20 protein-coding genes and 1 tRNA gene are annotated in these 20,624 nt (G+C 62.3%); 9 read left to right on the forward strand and 12 right to left on the reverse strand.

The genetic code is table 11. The features are described from left to right. Position 1 precedes the first annotated feature (1 nt). From X726_RS159390 to X726_RS159365, 6 genes are all read right to left on the reverse strand, one after another. Complete coding sequence (locus X726_RS159390; protein WP_023668946.1) at positions 2–790, reverse strand: TatD family hydrolase; 789 nt, start codon at positions 788–790, stop codon at positions 2–4. Further along, complete coding sequence (gene metG / locus X726_RS159385; RefSeq protein WP_023668947.1) at positions 790–2,340, reverse strand: methionine--tRNA ligase; 1,551 nt, start codon at positions 2,338–2,340, stop codon at positions 790–792. The genes X726_RS159390 and metG overlap by 1 nt, the downstream gene beginning before the upstream one ends. Before the next feature lie 90 nt (positions 2,341–2,430). After that, entirely contained in the window at positions 2,431–3,486 is a 1,056-nt protein-coding gene (locus X726_RS159380; RefSeq protein ID WP_023668948.1) for a DNA polymerase III subunit delta', read from the reverse strand. Further along, positions 3,483–4,157 (reverse strand): dTMP kinase, encoded by a 675-nt coding sequence (tmk, locus tag X726_RS159375; protein WP_023668949.1) that lies wholly within the window; start codon positions 4,155–4,157, stop codon positions 3,483–3,485. The genes X726_RS159380 and tmk overlap by 4 nt, the downstream gene beginning before the upstream one ends. 72 nt (positions 4,158–4,229) lie before the next feature. Continuing rightward, the gene (locus X726_RS159370) at positions 4,230–5,396 is read right to left on the reverse strand and encodes a D-alanyl-D-alanine carboxypeptidase family protein (protein ID WP_023668950.1); all 1,167 of its coding nucleotides are present in this window, start codon (positions 5,394–5,396) and stop codon (positions 4,230–4,232) included. Positions 5,397–5,498: 102 nt separating this feature from the next. Next, positions 5,499–6,707 carry a septal ring lytic transglycosylase RlpA family protein gene (locus tag X726_RS159365; RefSeq protein WP_023668951.1) on the reverse strand — a complete coding sequence of 403 codons (1,209 nt, stop codon included), beginning with the start codon at positions 6,705–6,707 and terminating at the stop codon, positions 5,499–5,501. A 295-nt stretch (positions 6,708–7,002) separates the two neighbouring features. Here X726_RS159365 and X726_RS0134765 point away from each other — a divergent pair, with 295 nt between their 5' ends. Together X726_RS0134765 and X726_RS159360 are read left to right on the forward strand one after the other, a co-directional pair. After that, complete coding sequence (locus tag X726_RS0134765; protein WP_027050850.1) at positions 7,003–7,482, forward strand: MgtC/SapB family protein; 480 nt, start codon at positions 7,003–7,005, stop codon at positions 7,480–7,482. A 210-nt stretch (positions 7,483–7,692) separates the two neighbouring features. Then, positions 7,693–7,782: transfer RNA gene (locus X726_RS159360), tRNA-Ser, on the forward strand. Positions 7,783–7,929: 147 nt separating this feature from the next. Here X726_RS159360 and X726_RS1000000171045 read toward each other — a convergent pair. Then, the gene (locus X726_RS1000000171045) at positions 7,930–8,091 is read right to left on the reverse strand and encodes a hypothetical protein (RefSeq protein WP_023691300.1); all 162 of its coding nucleotides are present in this window, start codon (positions 8,089–8,091) and stop codon (positions 7,930–7,932) included. A gap of 186 nt (positions 8,092–8,277) precedes the next feature. On the opposite strand from X726_RS1000000171045, the gene X726_RS159355 reads away from it, so the two are divergent. Continuing rightward, positions 8,278–8,469 (forward strand): DUF3606 domain-containing protein, encoded by a 192-nt coding sequence (locus X726_RS159355; RefSeq protein ID WP_023668952.1) that lies wholly within the window; start codon positions 8,278–8,280, stop codon positions 8,467–8,469. Positions 8,470–8,816: 347 nt separating this feature from the next. Here the strand turns inward: X726_RS159355 and X726_RS159350 are convergent, their stop codons facing one another. Further along, positions 8,817–9,539, reverse strand: a complete 723-nt coding sequence (locus X726_RS159350; protein ID WP_023668954.1) for a hypothetical protein — start codon at positions 9,537–9,539, stop codon at positions 8,817–8,819. Between the two features lie 431 nt (positions 9,540–9,970). Between X726_RS159350 and X726_RS1000000167965 the strand changes: the two genes are divergently transcribed. From X726_RS1000000167965 to rimO, 6 genes are all read left to right on the forward strand, one after another. Then, positions 9,971–10,360: an FdtA/QdtA family cupin domain-containing protein gene (locus X726_RS1000000167965; protein ID WP_023668955.1), complete on the forward strand. Its 390-nt coding sequence runs from the start codon at positions 9,971–9,973 to the stop codon at positions 10,358–10,360. Positions 10,361–10,424: 64 nt separating this feature from the next. After that, positions 10,425–11,624: an FAD-dependent oxidoreductase gene (locus X726_RS159345; protein WP_023668956.1), complete on the forward strand. Its 1,200-nt coding sequence runs from the start codon at positions 10,425–10,427 to the stop codon at positions 11,622–11,624. Next, positions 11,625–12,551, forward strand: a complete 927-nt coding sequence (locus tag X726_RS159340) for a glycosyltransferase family 2 protein (RefSeq protein ID WP_023668957.1) — start codon at positions 11,625–11,627, stop codon at positions 12,549–12,551. It begins immediately after the preceding gene. 109 nt (positions 12,552–12,660) lie between these two features. Next, a complete protein-coding gene (locus X726_RS159335) occupies positions 12,661–13,068 on the forward strand; it encodes a DUF930 domain-containing protein (RefSeq protein ID WP_032887044.1) in 408 nt (135 codons plus the stop codon). A gap of 364 nt (positions 13,069–13,432) precedes the next feature. Then, on the forward strand, positions 13,433–14,092 hold the full coding sequence (locus X726_RS159330; protein ID WP_023668959.1) for a TerC family protein: 660 nt from the start codon (positions 13,433–13,435) through the stop codon (positions 14,090–14,092). A gap of 141 nt (positions 14,093–14,233) precedes the next feature. Continuing rightward, a complete protein-coding gene (gene rimO / locus X726_RS159325) occupies positions 14,234–15,547 on the forward strand; it encodes a 30S ribosomal protein S12 methylthiotransferase RimO (protein WP_023668960.1) in 1,314 nt (437 codons plus the stop codon). Positions 15,548–15,686: 139 nt separating this feature from the next. On the opposite strand, the gene X726_RS159320 is transcribed toward rimO, so the two are convergent. Genes X726_RS159320 through X726_RS159305 form a run of 4 tightly spaced genes read right to left on the reverse strand, consistent with a single transcriptional unit; the run spans position 15,687 to position 20,423 of the window. Beyond that, a complete protein-coding gene (locus X726_RS159320) occupies positions 15,687–16,754 on the reverse strand; it encodes a BMP family ABC transporter substrate-binding protein (protein ID WP_023668961.1) in 1,068 nt (355 codons plus the stop codon). 50 nt (positions 16,755–16,804) lie between these two features. Next, positions 16,805–17,725 (reverse strand): ABC transporter permease, encoded by a 921-nt coding sequence (locus tag X726_RS159315; RefSeq protein ID WP_023668962.1) that lies wholly within the window; start codon positions 17,723–17,725, stop codon positions 16,805–16,807. Then, positions 17,725–18,849: an ABC transporter permease gene (locus tag X726_RS159310; RefSeq protein WP_027050893.1), complete on the reverse strand. Its 1,125-nt coding sequence runs from the start codon at positions 18,847–18,849 to the stop codon at positions 17,725–17,727. The genes X726_RS159315 and X726_RS159310 overlap by 1 nt, the downstream gene beginning before the upstream one ends. Continuing rightward, positions 18,846–20,423 (reverse strand): ABC transporter ATP-binding protein, encoded by a 1,578-nt coding sequence (locus X726_RS159305; RefSeq protein ID WP_023668964.1) that lies wholly within the window; start codon positions 20,421–20,423, stop codon positions 18,846–18,848. The genes X726_RS159310 and X726_RS159305 overlap by 4 nt, the downstream gene beginning before the upstream one ends. Positions 20,424–20,624: the final 201 nt, after the last annotated feature.

Consider the following 20,624-nt stretch of genomic DNA (forward strand, 5'->3'; position numbering starts at 1 on the left):
GTCAGAGCCCGGCGGGCCGCGGCATCTTGCCGAACAGCCGGAAGAAGTTCGCCGTCGTCAGCGTCGCGATCTCGGCTTCGCCAACGCCGACCGTCTCCGCCAGCACCTTGGCTGTATGCGCGACATAGGCCGGCTCGTTGCGTTTGCCGCGGAACGGCACCGGCGCCAGATACGGCGCGTCGGTCTCGACCAGCAGCCGGTCATGCGGCACATCGGCTGCGATGGCGCGTAAATCGGCGGAGTTCTTGAAGGTCAGTATGCCCGAGAAGGACACATAGCCACCAAGCGCCACGCCGACCTCTGCCAGCCGTCGCCCCGACGAAAAACAATGCAGGATGAAGGGGAAGGCGCCCTTCCCTGTTTCGTCTTCGAGGATGGCAGCCATGTCGTCATCGGCATCGCGCGAATGGATCACCAGCGGCAGCCCGGTCTCGCGCGCAGCTGCTATATGAGTGCGAAAACCCTGCGCCTGCGCATCGCGTGGCGCCTTGTCGTAAAAATAGTCGAGCCCGGCCTCGCCGATCGCCACCACCTTCGGGTGCGCGGACAGACGCACAAGGTCCTCAGTCGTCACATCCAGCTCTTCGCCGGCATTGTGAGGATGAGTGCCGACCGAGCAATAGATTTCGTCGAAACTCTCGGCAATCTCAAGCACTTGCGCAAACCGCTTCACGCGTGTCGAGATGGTCACCATGTGACCTATACCGGCAGCCTTGGCGCGGGCGACGATGGCCGCCCGCTCCTCGGTGAAATCCGGAAAGTCGAGATGGCAATGGCTGTCGACGAGCATCAGGCGCTCGCCTCAGGGTTTTCGACATAACGCGGAAACACGCCCTCCGGCGCGGGCAGCGCCGTGCCGGGCACCAGCGCATAGTCGGCATGGACATGCGCGAAGTCACGCTTGTCCGCCGGCACCGCCAGCAGGTCCAGCAGCTTGCCGGCCGACCCCGGAATGTAGGGCTGGCACAGCAATGCCACGCGCCGCACCAGTTCGGCGGTCGTCCACAGCACTGTTTCCATGCGCGCCGGATCGGTCTTCTTCAGCGCCCAGGGCGCCTGCGAGGCGAAGTAGCGATCCGCTTCCGCCACAACGCCGAAGATCGCCGCCAACGCGAGATGGATGCCCTGTTCCGCCATCGCCTGGCGCGCGGTACCCAGCGCTTCCACCGCCTGGTCGAGGATCGCGCTGTCGGCTTCGGTCAGCTCGCCGCGATGCGGCACCACGCCGCCGCAGTTCTTGGCGATCATCGACAGCGAGCGCTGCGCCAGATTGCCGAGACCGTTGGCGAGATCGGCATTTGTGCGGTTGACGATCGCGTCATGGCTGTAGCTGCCGTCCTGGCCGAATGGCACCTCACGCAAGAAGAAATAGCGCACCTGGTCGAGGCCGTAATGCTCGACCATGGTGAAGGGGTCTACGACATTGCCGACCGACTTCGACATTTTCTCGCCGCGGTTGAACAGGAAGCCATGCGCGAAGACGCGCTTCGGCAGTTCGATGCCGGCCGACATCAGGAAAGCCGGCCAGTAGACGGCATGGAAGCGGACGATGTCCTTGCCGATAATGTGCGTGGCCGGCCAGTAGCGCCATTGCTCGGCCTTGGTGTCGGGATAGCCGGCAGCGGTGATGTAGTTGGTCAAGGCATCGACCCAGACATACATCACATGCTTGTCGTCGCCGGGCACCGGCACGCCCCAATTGAAGGTCGTGCGCGAGACCGAGATGTCCTTGAGGCCGGACCTGACGAAGCTCATCACCTCATTTCGGCGCTCGGCCGGACCGACGAAATCGGGCTGGCTTTCGTACAGCGCAAGCAATTTGTCCTGATAGGCGGAAAGCCTGAAGAAGTAGCTTTCCTCCTCATTCCATTCGACCGGCGAGCCAAGCGGCTCGCGGCGCACGCCGTCGTCGCCGAGCGTGGTTTCGCTCTCTTCGAAATAGGCTTCCTGGCGGACCGAATACCAGCCACTGTAGCGGTCGAGATAGATGTCGCCATTGGCCGCCATCGCCTTCCAGATCGCCTGGCACGACTCGTAGTGGCGTGGTTCCGTCGTGCGGATGTAGTCATCATTCGAGCCGCCCAGGACCTCTGTCATCGAACGGAAGATCGCCGAGTTGCGGTCGGCAAGCGCGAGTGGCGTTATGCCTTCCTTCTCGGCCGTCTGCTGCATCTTGAGGCCATGTTCGTCGGTGCCGGTGAGGAAGAGCACGTCCTTGCCGTCCAGGCGCTGGAAGCGGGCCAGCGCGTCGGTTGCAATGACTGTATAGGCGTGGCCGATATGCGGCTTGCCGTTCGGATAGAAAATCGGTGTTGTGATGTAGAATGTGTCGCGTGACATGAATTAACCGTCATGAATGGCCGAATGAATGTGAGCGGTGGATATCGCATCGAGACGGCGATTGCCATCCCGCCCCAATGCCGAAACCGGTCACATTCGCATTGCGGAATTCAGGCGGTCGATCATGGTCAAGGCGTGCTGCTTCTTGTCAAGATTGTAGGTATCGGTCTCAGATATGGCGTTCAGCGCCTCGTGCCAAGTGTCGGACAGCGTTTTCGCCCGCGCGAGATCCCCAGCCAGCGCGGCTTCACTGGCGCCGGTGGAGAGCAGATCGAGCGCGCGGCGGTTGAAGATGTCGAACTGGATCGCCTGGTCGCGGCCGGCGACGGCCTCGGCAAGGCGATAGGCGCCGGCGATGTCGCTCTTGCCCGACGTGACCAGGGCGTCGAGGGTGCCGGCAATCTCCAGCCCGCCATATTGGGTCAGAAGGATCGCATTGCGGGCGCTGCCCCCTGCCCGTTCCGCTAGTGCCGCGCGCGCAGCAGGATCGGAAGGTGGCGGCGGCTCGACGGTCTCCAGAACACTCATCAGGCTGCCGGCATCGAGCGGCGTCAGCCGCACCATCTGGCAGCGCGAACGGATGGTCGGCAAAAGGCTGCCCGGCGCATGCACGATGAGGATGAACAGCGTGCGGCTCGGCGGCTCCTCGAGGTTCTTCAGCAAGGCATTGGCGGCGTTGGTGTTCATGTCGTCGGCCGGATCGACGATCACCACCCGGTAGCTGCCGTCATGCGAGGTCAGCGACAGGAAGCGGTTGACCTTGCGGATCTCGTCGACGGTGACGACGGTCTTGAAACTCTTGGTCTTGTCGTTCAGCGGCCGGGTCAGGTGCAGCACGCCGGGATGCGCCCCGGTGGCGATCTGGCGAAACAGCGGTGAGGCCGGATCGGGAACGGCAAACGTGTCCGGCGCCTGGTCGAAGGCCGGATGCTTCAACAGATGGTGCGCCAGGTGAAAGGCAAGCGTCGCCTTGCCGATGCCGACCGGCCCGGCAAAGATCAACGCATGCGGCAGTTTTCCCGAGCGATAGGCGGCAGCGAGCATCGCGGCCGCCTGCTCATGGCCGACCAGGCGCAGCGTCTCGGACGGCTCCGGTACACCGTCCAGCGTGTCGTGCTGCTCGGGAGCGATGCGTTCGAAGATCATGCGGGCGCCGCCTGTCGGTTGCGCGCGGGCGCCCTCGCCTCAAGTGCGGCGAACACCACCGCGGTGATGACATCCTCCACCGCAGCGGGAGGCGCCGACGCGTCGATCACGATGCAGCGGTCCGGCTCGGCCGCTGCGATCGCCAGGAAGGCGTCACGGCGGCGCTGGTGGATGTCCAGCGTCTCCTTTTCGAAGCGGTCCGGACCGTCCTCGGCGCCACGCCGCGCGGCGGCGCGCCGCAAGCCCTCGGCGGGGTCAATGTCAAGGATCAGCGTCATGTCCGGCATCATGCCGTTGATGGCGACCTCCTCCAGAGCTTCCATGAAAGCCGGATCGAGGCCGCCGGTGACGCCCTGATAGACGCGCGACGAATCCAGGAAACGGTCGCAAAGCACGATGGAGCCGCGCTCCACCGCCGGCCGGATGACCTGCTCGACATGGTCGGAGCGTGCGGCGGCAAACAGCAGCGCCTCCATCTTCGGCCCGAAAGGCTCGGCGGCGCCGGACAGGAGCACGTGCCTGACCGCCTCGGCGCCGGGTGACCCCCCGGGTTCGCGGGTGAGGAGGACATCGTATTTCTTGGCGCGCATCTTCTGGGCCAGCCGCTCGATCTGCGTCGACTTGCCGGCGCCCTCGCCGCCTTCGAAGGTGATGAAAAATCCGCTTGCCAATCGAAAGGCCTTTGTCCTGCTTTGCGCTGGTGTCTTAGTCCGCGCCCGAGAAAAGGTCCACGCCGCAGGAACTCAACGCAGCCAGCCTACGGCCAGTTCCCTGGCGGCATCAAACGCTCGTTGCGGCAGTGTGCCGACGCCAACCGATTCGGCGGCGAAAAGCGGGGTTTCCTGGCTCAGCGTGTCGCCGATCCAGACGCGCAGCGCGCCGACGGGCTGTCCCTCCTCCACCGGCGCCGATACCGGCCCCTGATAGACGATCCTGGCGGTCAGCTTGTCGCGGTTGGCGATCGGCAGCAGGACGTCGATGGGCGCCTTTGCCTTCAGCGCTACGCTGGATTTGGCGCCGCCGAACACCTGGGCCTCGCCGACCACTTCGTTGCTGGCGAAAATCTCGGTCTTCTCGAAGGAGCGGACGCCCCATTCAAGCAGCTTGCGCGCTTCCTCGGCGCGCTCGCGGTCGTTGGCCAATCCGCTCATCGCCGCGATCACCCGCGTCCCGTCATGGCTGACCGAGCCGACGATGCCGAAACCGCCCGCCTCACTCGACCCGACCGCCAGCCCATCGGCACCGATGCCCATGGCCAGCAATGGGTTGCGGTTCTTTTGCGAGATCTTGTTCCAGGTGAAATCGGCCCGGCCGTAATAGAGATAGAGATCCGGATATTCGCGCCATATATGCAGGCCAAGCTGCGCCAGTTCGCGCACCGTCGTCTGCTGGCCGTCGGCCGGCAGGCCGGTCGAATTGACGAATGTCGATTTCGCGAGCCCGATCTGGCGGGCGCGATCGTTCATCTGCGCCGCGAAATTCTCTTCCGAACCGGCCATGCCTTCGGCCAGCACCATGCAGCCGTCATTGGCGGCCTGTATGGTGACCCCCTGGATCAGATCCTCGACCCGGATCGCCGATTTGAGCTTGGCAAACATGGTCGACGTTCCCGAAGGCGCACCGCCCTTGCGCCAGGCATTTTCCGAAACCACGAAGGTGTCGTCGAGGCTCATGCGCTTCGACTTGATGGCGTTGAAGACCATCTCCATCGTCATCAGCTTGGCCATCGAGGCCGGCGGGATCGGTTGGTCGGCATCCTTGGAAAACAGCACCGTGCCGGTTTCGGCATCGATCATGAAAGCCTGCGTGGCCTTGGTCTCAAAAAGCTGCGCGTTGGCCGGAACCAACGCGGCAAGCAAGAAGCCAAGGCCAAAAAGCCCGGCAAAAGGGTGGAAAAGGCGAAATCGCATGAAGAGGCTCGACTGTTAGCCGGCAGAAACTTGCCGCAACGCTATCAGGCTTCTTCCCGGCGGATCAACCGCGCAATGACAAAACCGGCGTGCCTTTGTTGGTCAGTTGCGCACAGCCAGCGCGTCCGGCGCGCCATGCGACCATGCCGCGCGCAAGAGGTCGTCGACATTGCCATGGCCATCCGGATAGAGATTGACCGCGTACCAGTCATTGCCGTCGAGCTCGGTGCTCTGGATTTCTATCCTGCCGAAGGGTTTTAGGGCCGCAGCCACCCGCTTTGCCTCGGCGGCATCGTCGAAGGAGCCGGCGGCGACATAGTCGGAAACGGCAGGCGATGCCTGCGGGTTGGATTTCTTCCACGATTGCAGGATGTCGGCTGGCGACATGCCCTGGCCGTCAAGCGCTGCAAAGACGTCGGCGCGCTGTACGCGCTCATCCGCATAGGAGAGCGAAGCCATGGCAAAGGGCGATTCCGGGCGCTGAGGCACGATCGGCCCGAATTCAGGCAGCGTCACATCGCTTGAGGCCGGTGCCTGCATCGACATCACTGGCTGTGTGTCGGAATTCGTCAACTGACCAGGAAACGGCACTACGGCAGGGGGTGCGCCAACAGATAGGCTCGGCGAAGGTCCGTTCATCGCCACCATGACGCCGGTCGGCAAGCCATCGGACGGGTCCGGGCGGTTGTTGCCCGGGCGATAGGAGGCGACCAGATATTGGTCGTCGTCGCCGTCGAGCGGCGCGCGGCCGATATATTCCACTTTGACCCTGGCCGTGCCGACCTTGGCATAGTCGAGCATTTGCGCGGCGCGTTCCGAGACATCGATGATGCGTCCCTCATGATAGGGGCCGCGGTCGTTGACGCGCACGATGACCGAGCTTCCGGTCTCGGTGTTGGTGACACGGGCATAGCTCGGCAGCGGCATGGTCGGATGCGCCGCGGTCAGATGGGTCATGTCGTAGACTTCGCCATTGGCTGTGAGACGACCGTGGAAGGCATCGCCATACCAGGAGGCGAGACCGACCTTGGCGTAGCGCTTGTCTTCCTTGGGGTAATACCACTTGCCGCGCACCTGATAGGGCTTGCCCAACTGGTCGCGGCCGCCGCCGCGCCGCATGTACTGAACGCGCGGGCTGGCCTTCACGCCGTACTCGGTCTCGGCAAAATATTCCTTCGAGCGAGGCTTCTTGTAGACCATGGCTTTCGGCTCGGACTGCGGCGACGCGCACGCGGCCAGCAACGCAGCCGAAAGAGCGCACAACACCAAAGCAGGAGCGCGACGAAGACGCCGATGCGTCGTGGTCTGCATGTTTTCCGATGTCCCCTACCGTCTCGACACAGGCGCCGCTTCTAGAATTTCGGCGGAGCCAGATGAGCAATGCCTGCGACGCGCCAATCCCCATCCCTTGTGCGCAGGAATTGTTTATCAGCGTATTAATCGATTGTGTCCGGAACCGGGCAGGAATGTGGCGGCCAGGTCCCGGGCTGGCCGGGCGCCTGTGAGGAGGCATCCGAGACCTCTGTCCTTTGGAGTCTGGAAGTGAACCTGTGGCATGAAGCGCGGCTGCCTGGAACCGACCGACCCGAGATACGTTCTGCGCCTCATGGATGAATTCATTGAACGTTTCGGGCAACAGACGTGGCTGCCCTTTTCCGTAATTTCAGCCAGGCTTTTGCTCGCGGCCGTCCTTGGCTCCATCGTTGGGATCGAACGCGAATGGCGTAACCGACCGGCCGGATTGAGGACACACATCCTGGTCTGTGTTGCGACGGCTCTAATTGCCATCCTCACGATCGAGATTACTCATCTTCACGTCTTCGATGGTCAGGAAATCGCCATTGATCCTATCCGCTTGATCGAAGCCACGACTGCCGGCGTGGCATTTCTGGCCGCGGGCTTGATCTTCTTCTCCAAGGGCGAGGTTCAAGGGCTTACCACTGGGGCGGGCATGTGGCTGGCAGGCGCCATAGGCCTGGCGGTTGGGCTCGGGTTCTGGCAGATCGCGGCTTTGGCTACCTTGCTCGCGCTTGTCGTGCTGGGTCTTCTGCAACTTGTGCAGGTCGGCAGCAAGGATCGCAATTAGATCCCGGCTCCTTCGAAAACGGGTTCGCAGCTCCGTTCGGGTAACGAACGCCACCCCCTATTATCCATGGCAGCGCCGATGGTTGACTTGGCGATGGGCAACGCTCTAGAGAAATGAACCGCAAGCTGGTCCGGAAGGATAGGTATCATTCGATACCAACTGTCGTTCACTGGGTCGGTTGATGTTCCTAGATGATTGAAAAGTCACGTTGGAGGGATGGCCGAGCGGTTTAAGGCACCGGTCTTGAAAACCGGCGTGGGTGCAAGCCCACCGTGGGTTCGAATCCCACTCCCTCCGCCAGATATTTGGCTACCGTGCTGAATTGCCTCTGTATTTTCAAAGAGGGCCAAATCTTTCCTAAGTTATTCCTAACTTCCTAAAACGAAGAAGCCTGCCACCGCGAGGCAGCGGGCCAGCGTGAGCGCAAACGTTGCGCCAGCCTCAGGATCAACGTTCGTCCTGGCGATAGAGCCGTTTGGTCGCGCGGTCGCTTTCCATGCGTTCTGCAGGACCACGGTGGCGTCGGGTCATAAGAACGTATGCCATCAATAGGGCCAGCAACAGTGGCCCACCAGCAACGACGATCAACCACATCACACTTTCAAACATGAGGCATCTCCTTCACGTCACAACCGTCAAGGAGAAGAACCGTTCCGTTCAAAGTTACAGCAACACCAGCACCTCCTGCGACTGAGGGCCGTTTTCCCATGTGACCGTTTCGGAAATCCGGGCTCCGCTGCAACAAAAGGCTGCGGCTGCACGTTGCGGTTGATCATTCAACCAGGAGCAAAGCAAATGGCTGACGACAAAACGAAGACGGACTTCCGCGATCGGGACCGCGTCTCTGCCGATGAGGATTATGAAGTCGAGTATTTCGCCACCAAGGCCGGCATCACCCCGCAGCAGGTCAAGGAATTGATCGCGAAGCACGGCAACCGACGCGAGACGCTGGAGCGGGAAGCGAAGGCTCTGGGGAGCGGTAGGTAGGCCGGCATGCCAGAGTACCAGGTGGAAGAGTGGCATGGAGAGGAGTGTGTCTCAACTCAGGCCACGAGCGCCGATGATCCGTTATCTGCGGTAGAGAAGGTCACGGGCCAAAGGGTGTCGCCTAGAGCGCTTCAGGAGCATTGGTTTCGTGTGGTCGATGAAGATGCGCGAAGCACGCATGAATTCAGCCTTGAGGACGGCGGCCCGGCTGGAGATTTCGCAAAATAGCCATGACCAGAATCTCGGACCTGCATTGGGACCAACGCTGCAGATAGGCGAGAAAGGTGCAGCCGCCGGGCGGACCCGACGGCTTATCGTCGATTGGATCGCTGCCGCCGCATGGGGCCTTAAGGCGCGGCCGGCGCCAGCTTGGCGGCTACTTGGTCGATCTTGTCGGCAAGTACGCTATTGGCCCAATCTGTCACCTCAGGGTCAACGGGCTTGTTGGCCATTTGGGCAAGGGCTGCATCGATCGATGGGACGTTGGCAGCGGCAGCTGTGGCGGCGGTCTGAGCAGCGGCCGCATCCTGGGTGGCGTCATCGAGCGCTGCCTGTGCTGCATCGAGGTCGGCCTGCGTCGGGACATCTTCGGGCGGGGTATTCGGGTCAGCCGCTTTCGCATTCAGCGCGTCGAGCGCCGCTTTGGCGTCGGCAACCGCCTGATTAGCGGCATCGAGCGCCGATTGAGCGTTCTTGGCTATTGCCGACTGTGTCACAAAAGCCTGCACGCCAGCGAAGTTCTTGCTCTTGGAGTGCATAAAGGCGTTGGCGTTGCGCTGCAGTGAGTTCAATCGGCCCAGCTTGGCATGGATATTCTTTTCCTTGGACACTGAACCGGTAGCGGCCTTGGCGACCTGGCCCTTGGCGGATGCCGACTTGCCGAGCGAACCGCCGCCTCCGCCATTGCCGCCAGCATTACCGTTTCCTCCGCTATTGCCATTGCCATTACCATTGCCGTTACCATTGCCATGGCCGTTACCATGGCCGTTGCCACCAGCAGCAGCCAGGGCCGGCGACACCAGAAGCGAGAACACCGCAAATGCAGCAAAAAGGGTCTTTCGGGATGTCATAACTACCTCCGAGATTGCCACCGCCACTAACCGCTATAGCGGGCAACATGAGGAATCGCTAACACAAAGGGTAAACTTGGATATAGCTGTGCTTTCATTGCGAGAACGAAGCGGCCGGCCGGCGAAACGCCAACCAGCATAACTCTTTGAAATTGCTGAAGTAGATCACCCTCGTTGGGACCGGCCGGCCTTCCGAACTCAAAGGTCCTAGACCGCTCGGACCAAGGTCTTAAGCCGTGGTTTCGGCCGCGACTCAGAAGTCGTGACGGCGCGGCGACCTTCGGTAGTCGGCACCGTATCGGCCTGAGGCCGAGCTCGACGTCGATCCGCTGCTGTGTCCCAAAACACCGCCTAAGTGGTTGTATTCTCTGTCTTTTGATATAAGCGCTAGTCTGAGGTAAATTTCGACCGGCATCTGGCGGGCTTACGTTATGCAGCATCGAACGTTCTTTCGCGGCAAGGTCACCGAGATCCCCACTTCGTTACATTGCGATCCCAGGGGAATGCTGACCGCTATCGAGTTCAGCCGTTACAATTTCCAAGCCGTGCGGGCGTTCGTCGTCACCGCGCCGCGCGGCACGTCGCGGGGCGGACATGCACACGGCTCGGGCCGGCAATTGATGATGCAGCTGTCGGGCGAGATCGGCATCGAATTTCGCTACCAGGAACAGGTCGAACGGCTGACGCTCACCGCATCGAACCGCGCGGTGCTGGTCGATGCCCCGGTGTGGGCGCTGCAGACCTATGAAGGCGAGAACCCGTCTTTGCTGGTTTTCTGCGATACCGAATACGACCCTGAAAACTACGTATCGGACCCCTGAGGACACTCATCGGGAAAGGAGAGGCCGCGATGCGCGCCAGGACATGACAGCGCCTCGCGGCAGAATGGCTATTCTCGGCGCCGGCATGATGGGCGCCAGCCTCGCTCTCATGATGGCCCGCAGAGGCTACGCGGTGTCCCTCTTCGACAAGGAGAGCGAGCCGATGGCCTGCGCCAGCCGTTGGAACGAGGGCAAGATTCATCTCGGCTATCTCTACGGGAACGATCCCTCGCTGCTGACCGCCCGGCATCTGCTTTCGGGAGGACTGTGTTTCGGCAGGCTTGTTTCCGAGCTGATCGGAAGCAATCTGGAAGCGCACACGACCTTTTCGGAAGACCTTTATCTGGTCCATCGCAACTCGATCGTCGCTGCCGAGGCGCTGGGGGCGATCTTTGAACGTGTGGATGTATTGGTGCGCAGCCACGCTGACGCCACCAGCTACCTTGCCGACGTATCGGCGGCGCGATCGAATCGGCTTTCCAAAACTGAATTGGCCGATGTCACCAACTCGGACCAGATCGTCGGGGGCTTCCAGGTGCCGGAGCGATCCGTCAACACGCGATGGGTTGCCGACCGGCTTTGCGCCGTGCTTCGGGGTGAACCCAACATCAGCTTGCGGATGACGTCCAAAGTCCTGTCGGCACAGCCGGTGGACGGAATTGACGGGAAATGGCGCGTGGCGGTCGCAGGCGAGAAAAGCGAGGCGTTCAACATCGTCGTCAATTGCCTTTGGGAGGGGCGGCTGGCTGTCGACCGCACGGCCGGCATCGAGCCGGTTCTCGGATGGTCGCACCGCTACAGGCTTTGCCTGTTCGGCCGCACCAGGCAGCCTGTCGATGTGCCGTGCGCGGTCGTCGCCCTTGGCCCGTTCGGCGACATAAAAAACTATGACGGGCGCAACTTCTATCTCTCCTGGTCCCCGAGCGGGTTGCTTGCGGAGAGTGGCGAATTGTCGATCGAAACGCCGCAAGCGCTCGATGCCGACGCACGACAGCGGTTCATCGGCGACGTTCGCGCCACGCTCGCCCGGTTGGTGCCCAGTGTTTCCAGCATGTTCGACGATGCCGAGGAGCTTGAGGTACGCGGCGGCTTCGTGTTTGCGCAAGGGCGTGGTTCGCTCAGCGACCCGAAAGCCACGATCCATCGCCGCGACCAATTCGGGGTCAACCGCCTGGGCAACTACATCTCGGTCGACACAGGTAAATATTCGACGGCGCCGTGGCTTGCCGACAGGCTGGCGCGGCAAATCTGCGGGATCGAGTGAATGGGTGAGACAGAACAGGGCGGCGCGAAGCAGGTAGCGCAGAAACAAGTCCAGCTTCGATCCGGCTGGCGGCCGAAGGTCACGGCGCTGGTGCCATGCTACAATTCGGCGGCATTCATTTCGCGTACGCTGGACAGCCTCGCCGCGCAGACCTGGGACAATATCGAGATCCTGGTCGGCGAGGACAATTCGACCGACGCGACATTCGAGATGGTTTCAGCCTTCGCCAGCGGCCGCGACGATGTCCGTATCCTGCGCCGGGACAAAAACCTGGGATGGCTGAAGAATTCCAACGATCTGATGGCCAATGCCAGCGGCGAATTGATGTTCTTTGCCTTCCATGACGACGTCATCGATCCAACCTATATCGAGGCGTTGGTGCGGGCGCTCGATGCCAATCCCGAGGCCGTACTGTCGTTCAGCGATGTCGAAGTGATCGAAGTAAGCGGCGAAAGTGCCACGTGGAAGTTCGACCTGCTGAAGGGCTTGCAGGACGGTTTTGCGCGTGGCCGGGCGATGGCGCGCCAGCCGCATGGATGGTGGGTTCCCAATCGTGGGATATTCAGGGCCTGGGCGTTCCACCGTAGCGGCGGGATCAAGCCCAACAGCCAAGGCGAATTCAGCGCCGACTGGACCTGGCTTCTGCATCTGTCGCTGCTCGGCGGCTTTGTCCGCGTGCCGCAAGTGCTCTGCCACAAATACTACCGGGCGGGCAGCATCAGCCGGCGCTGGGACCGCAACAGCACCCAACGAAGGGCCTTGCGGGCGGCGGGGATAAGGGAGGTCTGGCACAGCGAGGCCGGCCTTGCACAAAGAGCCTTCCTCGCTGTCTATATCGCCTTGCGGCCGTGGCGGTGGGTGCCGCGATCGCGAGAAGCGCAAAGACGGCGAAACAGGCAATCGGTGCATGGCAGCCCGGACAAATAAGAATGGCGCCGGCGACGTATCAAAGCGGCTGCGCCTGCCCGGCTAACGGCGATTCCAGGCATATCCGGCTGCCCCAAAATGGCACTCCGGTTGATTTTTCACGCGAGTTATGGTCGTTCTCCCGTCCATGAAAAAACTATTCCTTGCGGCGCTGGCCTCGGTGACGCTGGCTTTACCCGCCCACGCGATGGACGCCGCCCTGCGCGCCGGCCTGCTGAAACTCGACCCGGAGACCCGGCTGGAGCAGAGATGCGACGCCGAAGTGCTCGACCGCATCAGCCATGACGACCACAAGTACAAGGCAGACCGCGTCGTCGCCTACGCCTTCGCGACGCCGGAAATGAAGGCCGATGCCATCCGCAGCCCGGGCGCTGCCTTCCGCAGCAAGGGGCAGTGGTACCGGCTGAAGTTCAAATGCGAGACGGCGCCTGACCATATGGAGGTCCTGCAGTTCCGTTACCGCATCGGCGACGAGATTCCGGAAGCCGACTGGGCGAAGTACAATCTCTACGACTGAATTCGCTGCGACCAGAATTCTCTCTGGCAGAACGACCTTCCCTATTCCCGTGGCTTTCAGCGTCGGCCGTTGGAGCGGTTCAGCTTTTTATAGAGCAGCTGACCCACCTAAAGCGCGTCGCGTTTGAACGGACTCAGGCGACGCGCTTTAGGTCTTTGTTTTTATGCATGTCGTTGTCTCAAAACCGGGGCCACTTTTGAGCGACATGCACTAACTCTTTGTTTTTGCATAATTCCGGACGGAAAGCCGCTACGCACTTTTCCTGGAATTGCGCCGGCAGTCTCTTGACGCGCGGGAACCATACACGTTAGGGCGTCGGCATATCCGACGACGAACACGCCGATACAGCAAGGGGCTCCGGTCGATGGACATTTTCAGCGCTGCAAGCATGACGGCCCTCCTCCAGGTCATCGCCATCGATCTGGTGCTTGCCGGCGACAATGCCATCGTCATCGGCCTTGCCGCCGCCGGCCTGCCGGTCGAGCAGCGCAAGAAAGCCATCCTGATCGGCGTGTTGGCGGCGACTGTGCTGCGCATCCTGTTTGCCGCCGTCACCGTCAAGCTTCTTGCCATTGTCGGCCTGCTGCTGGCCGGCGGCATCCTTTTGTTGTGGGTGTGCTGGAAGATGTGGCGCGAGCTGCGGACGTCGCATGCCGACGAGTTCGAGGCGACCGAGGCGCTGTCCGATTCCGACCTCAATAGCGACAGAACGGTGGGTGGCAAGGCGCCGCGCAAGACGCTCGGCCAGGCGGCCCTGCAGATCGTCGTCGCCGATGTTTCGATGTCGCTGGACAATGTGCTGGCGGTCGCCGGTGCGGCGCGCGATCATTTTCCGGTGCTTGTCATAGGCCTGGTGCTGTCGATCGCCTTGATGGGCTTGGCCGCGAGCTTCATTGCCAAGCTGCTGCATCGCCACCGCTGGATCGCCTATGTCGGCTTGCTGATCATTCTTTACGTCGCGATCGATATGGTCTATCGCGGCGTTGTCGAGGTCTGGCCGCATGTCAGTCCTGTGGTGAGCTGACGCAGCCGGTCCCACAGCTTCTGTAGCAGCATGGGTATCTGCCGGAGGCAGTGGTCGCGTTCGCCGCAGCCGCTGCCCATACCAATGCCGCAATAAGTGTGGTACTGGCCGCCGATCCCGAAAAACCCGGAATGTTTTCTCATGTCTGCGCCTCGCGTCAGTTTCGTCAGCCTTGGATGCCCGAAGGCCCTTGTGGATTCCGAGCGCATCATCACGCGCCTGCGCGCCGAAGGCTATGAGATCGCGCGCAAGCATGACGGCGCCGACCTTGTCGTCGTCAACACCTGCGGCTTTCTCGATTCAGCCCGCGACGAATCGCTCAACGCCATTGGTTCGGCGCTTTCGGAAAACGGCCGGGTGATCGTCACCGGCTGCCTCGGCGCCGAGCCGGACGTCATCCGAGAGAAGCACCCCAACGTCCTCGCCATCACCGGCCCGCAGGCCTATGAGAGCGTGATGGCCGCGGTGCATGAGGCGGCGCCGCCCAGCCACGATCCGTATATCGACCTTCTGCCGCCGCAAGGCGTCAAGCTGACGCCGCGCCACTACGCCTATCTCAAGATTTCCGAAGGCTGCAACAACCGCTGCACCTTCTGCATCATTCCCGCACTGCGCGGCGACCTCGTCTCGCGCCCGGCGGCCGATGTGCTGCGCGAGGCCGAGAAGCTGGCCAAGGCCGGCGTCAAGGAACTGCTGGTCATCTCGCAGGACACAAGCGCCTACGGCATCGACATCAAGTACCAGACGTCGATGTTCGGCGACCGCGAAGTGCGGGCGAAATTCCTCGACCTGTCGGAGGAGCTGGGCAAGCTCGGCATCTGGGTACGCATGCACTATGTCTACCCCTACCCGCATGTCGCCGATGTCATCCCGCTAATGGCGGATGGAAAAATCCTTCCCTATCTGGACATCCCCTTCCAGCACGCCTCGCCGCAGGTGCTGAAGAACATGCGTCGGCCCGCGCATGGCGAAAAGACGCTGGAGCGCATTCGCGGCTGGCGCGAGGTGTGCCCGGATCTGGCGATACGCTCGACCTTCATCGTCGGTTTCCCCGGCGAGACCGACGAGGATTTCGAGATGCTGCTCGACTGGCTGGACGAGGCCAGGATCGATCGCGCCGGCTGCTTTAAATACGAGCCGGTACGCGGCGCCCGCTCCAACGATCTCGGCCTCGAACAGGTGCCGCAGGAGATCAAGGAAGCGCGCTGGCATCGCTTCATGCAGCGCCAGCAGAAGATATCGGCGACGCAGTTGGCCAAGAAGCTCGGCAAGCGCCTGCCGGTGCTGATCGACGAGGCGCATGGCACGTCTGCCAAGGGCCGGACAAAATACGACGCGCCCGAGATCGACGGTTCGGTGCATATCCAGTCGCGCCGCCCGCTGCGCCAAGGCGACATCGTCACGGTCAAGATCGACCGCGCCGACGCCTACGACCTTTACGGCTCGGCGGTTTAGAAAATTACCAAAAAGGGCGCCTCCCGGCGCCCTCGGATTTTTGGCACAGCCCTCGGCGCGGTTTCGCAGTCGAAGCGTGCAGCCCGCGAATGAAAAAAGGGCGCCGGGCGGCGCCCCTTCTCTTTTGCGTTTCCGATACTTACTGCGGCAACTTGTCGTCGACGCCCTTCACATAGAAGTTCATGCCGAGCAGCGTGCCGTCGTCGGCTACTTCGCCGTCCTTGAGCCACGGCGTGCCGTCCTGCTTGGCGACCGGTCCGGTGAAGGGGTTCCAGCCATCTGCGATTTTCTTCGCGGTTGCCTCGGCCATCGCCTTCACGTCGTCCGGCATGTTGGTGAAGGGCGCCAGCTTGACGGCGCCGTCCTTGATGCCGAGCCAGACATTGTCCGGCTTCCAGGTGCCGTCGAGCGCTGCCTGGACGCGGCTGATGTAGTACGGCCCCCATTCGTCTGTCAGCGAGGTCAGCTGCGCGTTCGGCGCGAACTTGATCATGTCGGAGGACTGGCCGAAGCCGTGCAGCTTGCGCTCTTCCGCCACCTGCAGTGCCGCAGTGGAATCGGTGTGCTGGACGATGATGTCGGCGCCCTGGTCGAACAGCGCCTTGGCCGCGTCGGCTTCCTTGCCCGGATCGAACCAGGAGTTCACCCAGACGATCTTGGCCTTGAAGTTCGGGTTGACCGACTGCGCGCCGAGCATGAAGGAGTTGATGCCCATCACCACTTCGGGGATCGGGAAAGAAACGATATAGCCGGCGACCCCTGCCTTCGATTCCTTGGCGGCGATCTGGCCGAGCACGTAGCGGCCCTCGTAGAAGCGCGCATTGTAGATGCCGAGATTGTCAGCGGTCTTGTAGCCGGTGGCGTGCTCGAACATCACTTTGGGGAACTTCTTGGCGACCTTCACTTCCGGGTCCATGAAGCCGAAAGAGGTGCCGAAGATGATCTTGCAGCCTTCGCGCGCCAGACGCTCGAAAGCGCGGTCGGCATCGGGACCTTCCGAGACGTTCTCGAGATAGGCGGTTTCGACCTTGTCGCCGAGGGCCTTCTCCACCTCGAGGCGGCCTTGGTCGTGCTGGTAGGAATAGCCGAAATCGCCGATCGGGCCGGTGTAGACCCAGCATGCCTTCAACTTGTCGGCGGCCTGCGCCGACGCCGCCAGTGACATGGCGGCGGTCGTGGTCATCAACGCGATAAACAGTTTTTTCATTGTGTTACCTCTCTGAGTTTAGCCTTGGAGCTTCCCGTTTGTTTTTGTTGTCAACGATCCGGAACGAATGGCTGCCCCAAGGAAGCCGGCGTGTTCATCATCGTCAGACGCTTGTTGCGCGAGATTAGAACGAGAACCACGACGGTTGCCAGATAGGGCAGAGAAGAAAGCAGCTGCGAAGGCACCGGAATGCCAAATGCCTGTGCATGAAGCTGGCCGATCCACACCGCGCCGAAGATGTAGGCGCCGGCGAGCACGCGCCACGGCCGCCAGGAGGCGAAGACGACCAGCGCCAGCGCGATCCAGCCGCGGCCCGCGCTCATGTTCTCCACCCATTGCGGCGTGTAGACCAGCGACAGGTGGCCGCCGGCAAGGCCGGCGCAGGCGCCGCCGAAGATGACCGCGAGATAGCGGTAGCGGATGACCTTGATGCCGAGCGCATGCGCCGATGTGTGGCTGTCTCCGATCGAGCGCAGGGTGAGGCCGGTGCGGGTCTTGAACAGGAACCACATGACGGCCGCCGTCAGCGCGATCGAGATGTAGAAGATCGGGTCCTGGCCGAACAACAGCCTGCCGACCACGGGAATGTCGGTGAGCACCGGAACGTAGAGGTTTGGCAGCCGCTCGCCGGGCTGGCCGACGAAGCTGGTCCCCATCATGCCGGACAGGCCGAGGCCAAGCAGCGTCAATGACAGGCCGGTCGCCACCTGGTTGGTGGCGAGCGACAGCGTCATCACCGCAAACAGCAGCGAGAACACCGCGCCCATGGCAATTGCCGCCAACAGGCCGATCCAGGGCGATCCCGTGAGATAGCCGGCTCCGAAGCCGCCGACGGCGCCCATGATCATCATGCCTTCGACGCCGAGGTTGAGCACGCCGGAGCGCTCGACCACCAGTTCGCCGATGGCCGCTATTAAAAGCGGCGTTGCCGCCGTGGCGATGGTCAAAAGGATGTTGACGGCGATGTCCATCAGCGGGCTTCCTTCAACTTCGGCGCGGCTTCAAGCTTCGCCGCGCTTTTCGTCAGCGCCATGCCGACCAGGCGAATGCGGTAATGGATGAGCGTGTCGCAGCCGAGCACGAAGAACAAAAGCATGCCCTGGAACACGCGCGCCACTTTGTCGGAAATGCCGAGCGCGCTCTGCACCGCCTCGCCGCCGAGATACGTCAGCGCCAGCACCAGGCCCGCGGCGACAATGCCGAGCGGATTGAGCCGGCCGAGGAACGCGACAATAATGGCGGTGAAGCCGTAGCCGGGCGAGATCACCGGTTGCAGCTGGCCGATGGCGCCGGAGACTTCCGAGATACCTGCAAGCCCGGCCAGCGCGCCTGACAGCAGGAAGGCGAAGAAGACCATGCGGTTGAGGCCGAAGCCGGCGAACCGCCCTGCCCTCGGGCTGGAGCCGAGCACGCGGACCTCAAAACCCTTGAGCAGGCGGCTCATCAGCACCCAGATCAGCACGGCTGCGATGAGAGCGAAGACAAAACCCCAATTTGCGCGGCCGGCATCCGGCATCAGTTCCGGCAGCACCGCCGAGTCGTTGAACTGGATGGTCTGCGGGAAGCCGTGGCCCTGTGGATCGCGCCAGGGACCGCGCACCAGCCAGTCGAGGAAAAGCTGGGCGACATAGACCAGCATCAGGCTGGTCAGGATTTCGTTGGTGCCGAAGCGCGTCTTCAAGAGAGCCGGGATTGCAGCGTAGGCGGCGCCGCCGACCATGCCGAACAACAGCATCAGCGGCAGCACAAGCGGGCCTTCGAACCCGGGAAACAGCACCGGAATGGCCGAGCCGAAAATGCCGCCGAGGATGAACTGTCCCTCGGCGCCGATGTTCCAGATGTTGGCCTTGTAGCAGACCGACAGGCCGACCGCGATCAGGATCAACGGCGCGGCCTTGATCGCCAGCTCATGCAGCTGCCAGACCTGGCTGATCGGCTCGATGAAGTAAATCCCGAAAGCAGTCAGCGGGTTGACGCCGAGCAGCGCGAACAGAACCGCGCCGGCGATGATCGTCAGAGCGAAGGCGATGAAAGGCGACAGCGCCGAAAACAGCATCGAGCGCTGTGGGCGTTTGACGAGTTCGAGGCGCATCATGCCGTCTCCAGACCATGTTCGGCGTGGCCGGGCTCGGCGCCGCCCATCAACAGGCCGATCTTCTCGAAAGTGGCCTCGGCGATCGGCAGCGGCTTCGACAATTCGCCGTTGTGCATGACCGCGATCGCGTCCGAAATCTCGAACAGCTCATCGAGGTCCTGGCTGATGACCAGAACCGCCGAGCCACTGCGCGCCAGTTCGATCAGCGCTTGGCGGATATGAGCGGCGGCGCCGGCGTCGACGCCCCAGGTAGGTTGGTTGACGACCATGACGGCAGGGCTGCGGTCGAGTTCGCGACCGACGATGAATTTCTGCAGATTGCCGCCCGAAAGGGCCGCAGCTTCCGGATCGGGCGCGCTCTTGCGCACATCCATCGCCACGATGATGCGCTGGGCGGCGGCATAGACCGCACCGCTTTTGACGGCGCCGCCGGCGCCGACAAAAACCTTGCCGTCGGTGGCGTGCCGCGACAGAAGCAGATTTTCCGAAAGCTTCATGCGTGGCGCGGCGCCATGGCCGAGGCGTTCTTCCGGCACGAAGGCAGCGCCCATCAGCCGCCGGCCTGTGATCGAGAGCGAGCCGGCATCCTTGCCGCGGATGCGCACGGATGCGGCGTCCTGCTGCAGCACCTCGCCGGAGACGGATTCGAAGAACTCGCCCTGGCCGTTGCCGGCGACACCGGCAATGCCGATCACTTCGCCGGCGCGCACAGTGAGGGTTATGTTCTTCAGCGGGATCGAAAACGGGGTTGCCGGCTTGCGGCTGAGGGCGCGGATTTCGAGCAATGGCTGCGCGGTCTCGATGCCTTCGGCCGGCGCACGCACCACGGCCTTCACCTCGCTGCCGACCATCATGCGGGCCAGCGACGAAGCCGTTTCCTCGCGCGGGTTGCAATGGCCGACGACCTTGCCGTGACGCAGCACGGTGGCGCGGTCGCAGATGCGTTTGACCTCTTCCAGCCGGTGCGAAATGTAGAGGATGGATTTGCCCTCCGAGCGCAGGCGCTCAAGCGTTTCGAACAGCTTGTCGGCTTCCTGCGGCGTCAGCACCGAGGTCGGCTCGTCGAGGATGATGAGCTGCGGCGTCTGCAACAGGCAGCGGATGATCTCGATGCGCTGGCGTTCGCCGACCGAGAGATCGCCGACCAGCGAGTCCGGATCGAGCGGAAGGCCATAGCTGAAGGAAAGCGCCCTCGCCTTGGCCGCGATCGAGCTGATCGGTGAGCCGTCATCCAGAGACAGAGCGATATTCTCGGCCGCGGTCAGCGCCTCGAACAGCGAAAAGTGCTGAAACACCATGCCGATGCCGAGCTTCTTCGCCATGCCCGGACTGGTGATCCGCACCGCTTCGCCGTTCCAGAATATCTCGCCGGAATTGGGCTCCAGCGAGCCGAACAGCATCTTGACCAGCGTCGACTTGCCGGCGCCGTTTTCGCCAAGCAGCGCGTGGATCTCGCCCTTGGCGATGTTGAGGTCGATATGATCGCACGCCGTCAGCGTGCCGAATATCTTAGTCAGGCCACGAACCTCAAGCAGGTTCGCTCCATCATGATCTGCACTCACAGTGCCTCCCATCCGGTTCCCGGACATGTTCTGTGTTCCCGCCAGCATGGTATGCGCTGGCCGCTCTCGTGCGAAAGCAGCACCCACCTTGAAAGAGCTTCAAGAATTTCAGCGGAAACTCAAGAGGTAAAGACCGACCTGCTTCGTACAACAGACCGATCGCCCGGTTTTTCGTGCAAACAGTGCCTGGCGTCGCGGCAAAACGCTGAAAGC

The sequence above is a fragment of the Mesorhizobium sp. LSJC285A00 genome (assembly GCF_000503155.1).
In the GTDB taxonomy this organism is placed as follows: Bacteria; Pseudomonadota; Alphaproteobacteria; order Rhizobiales; family Rhizobiaceae; genus Mesorhizobium.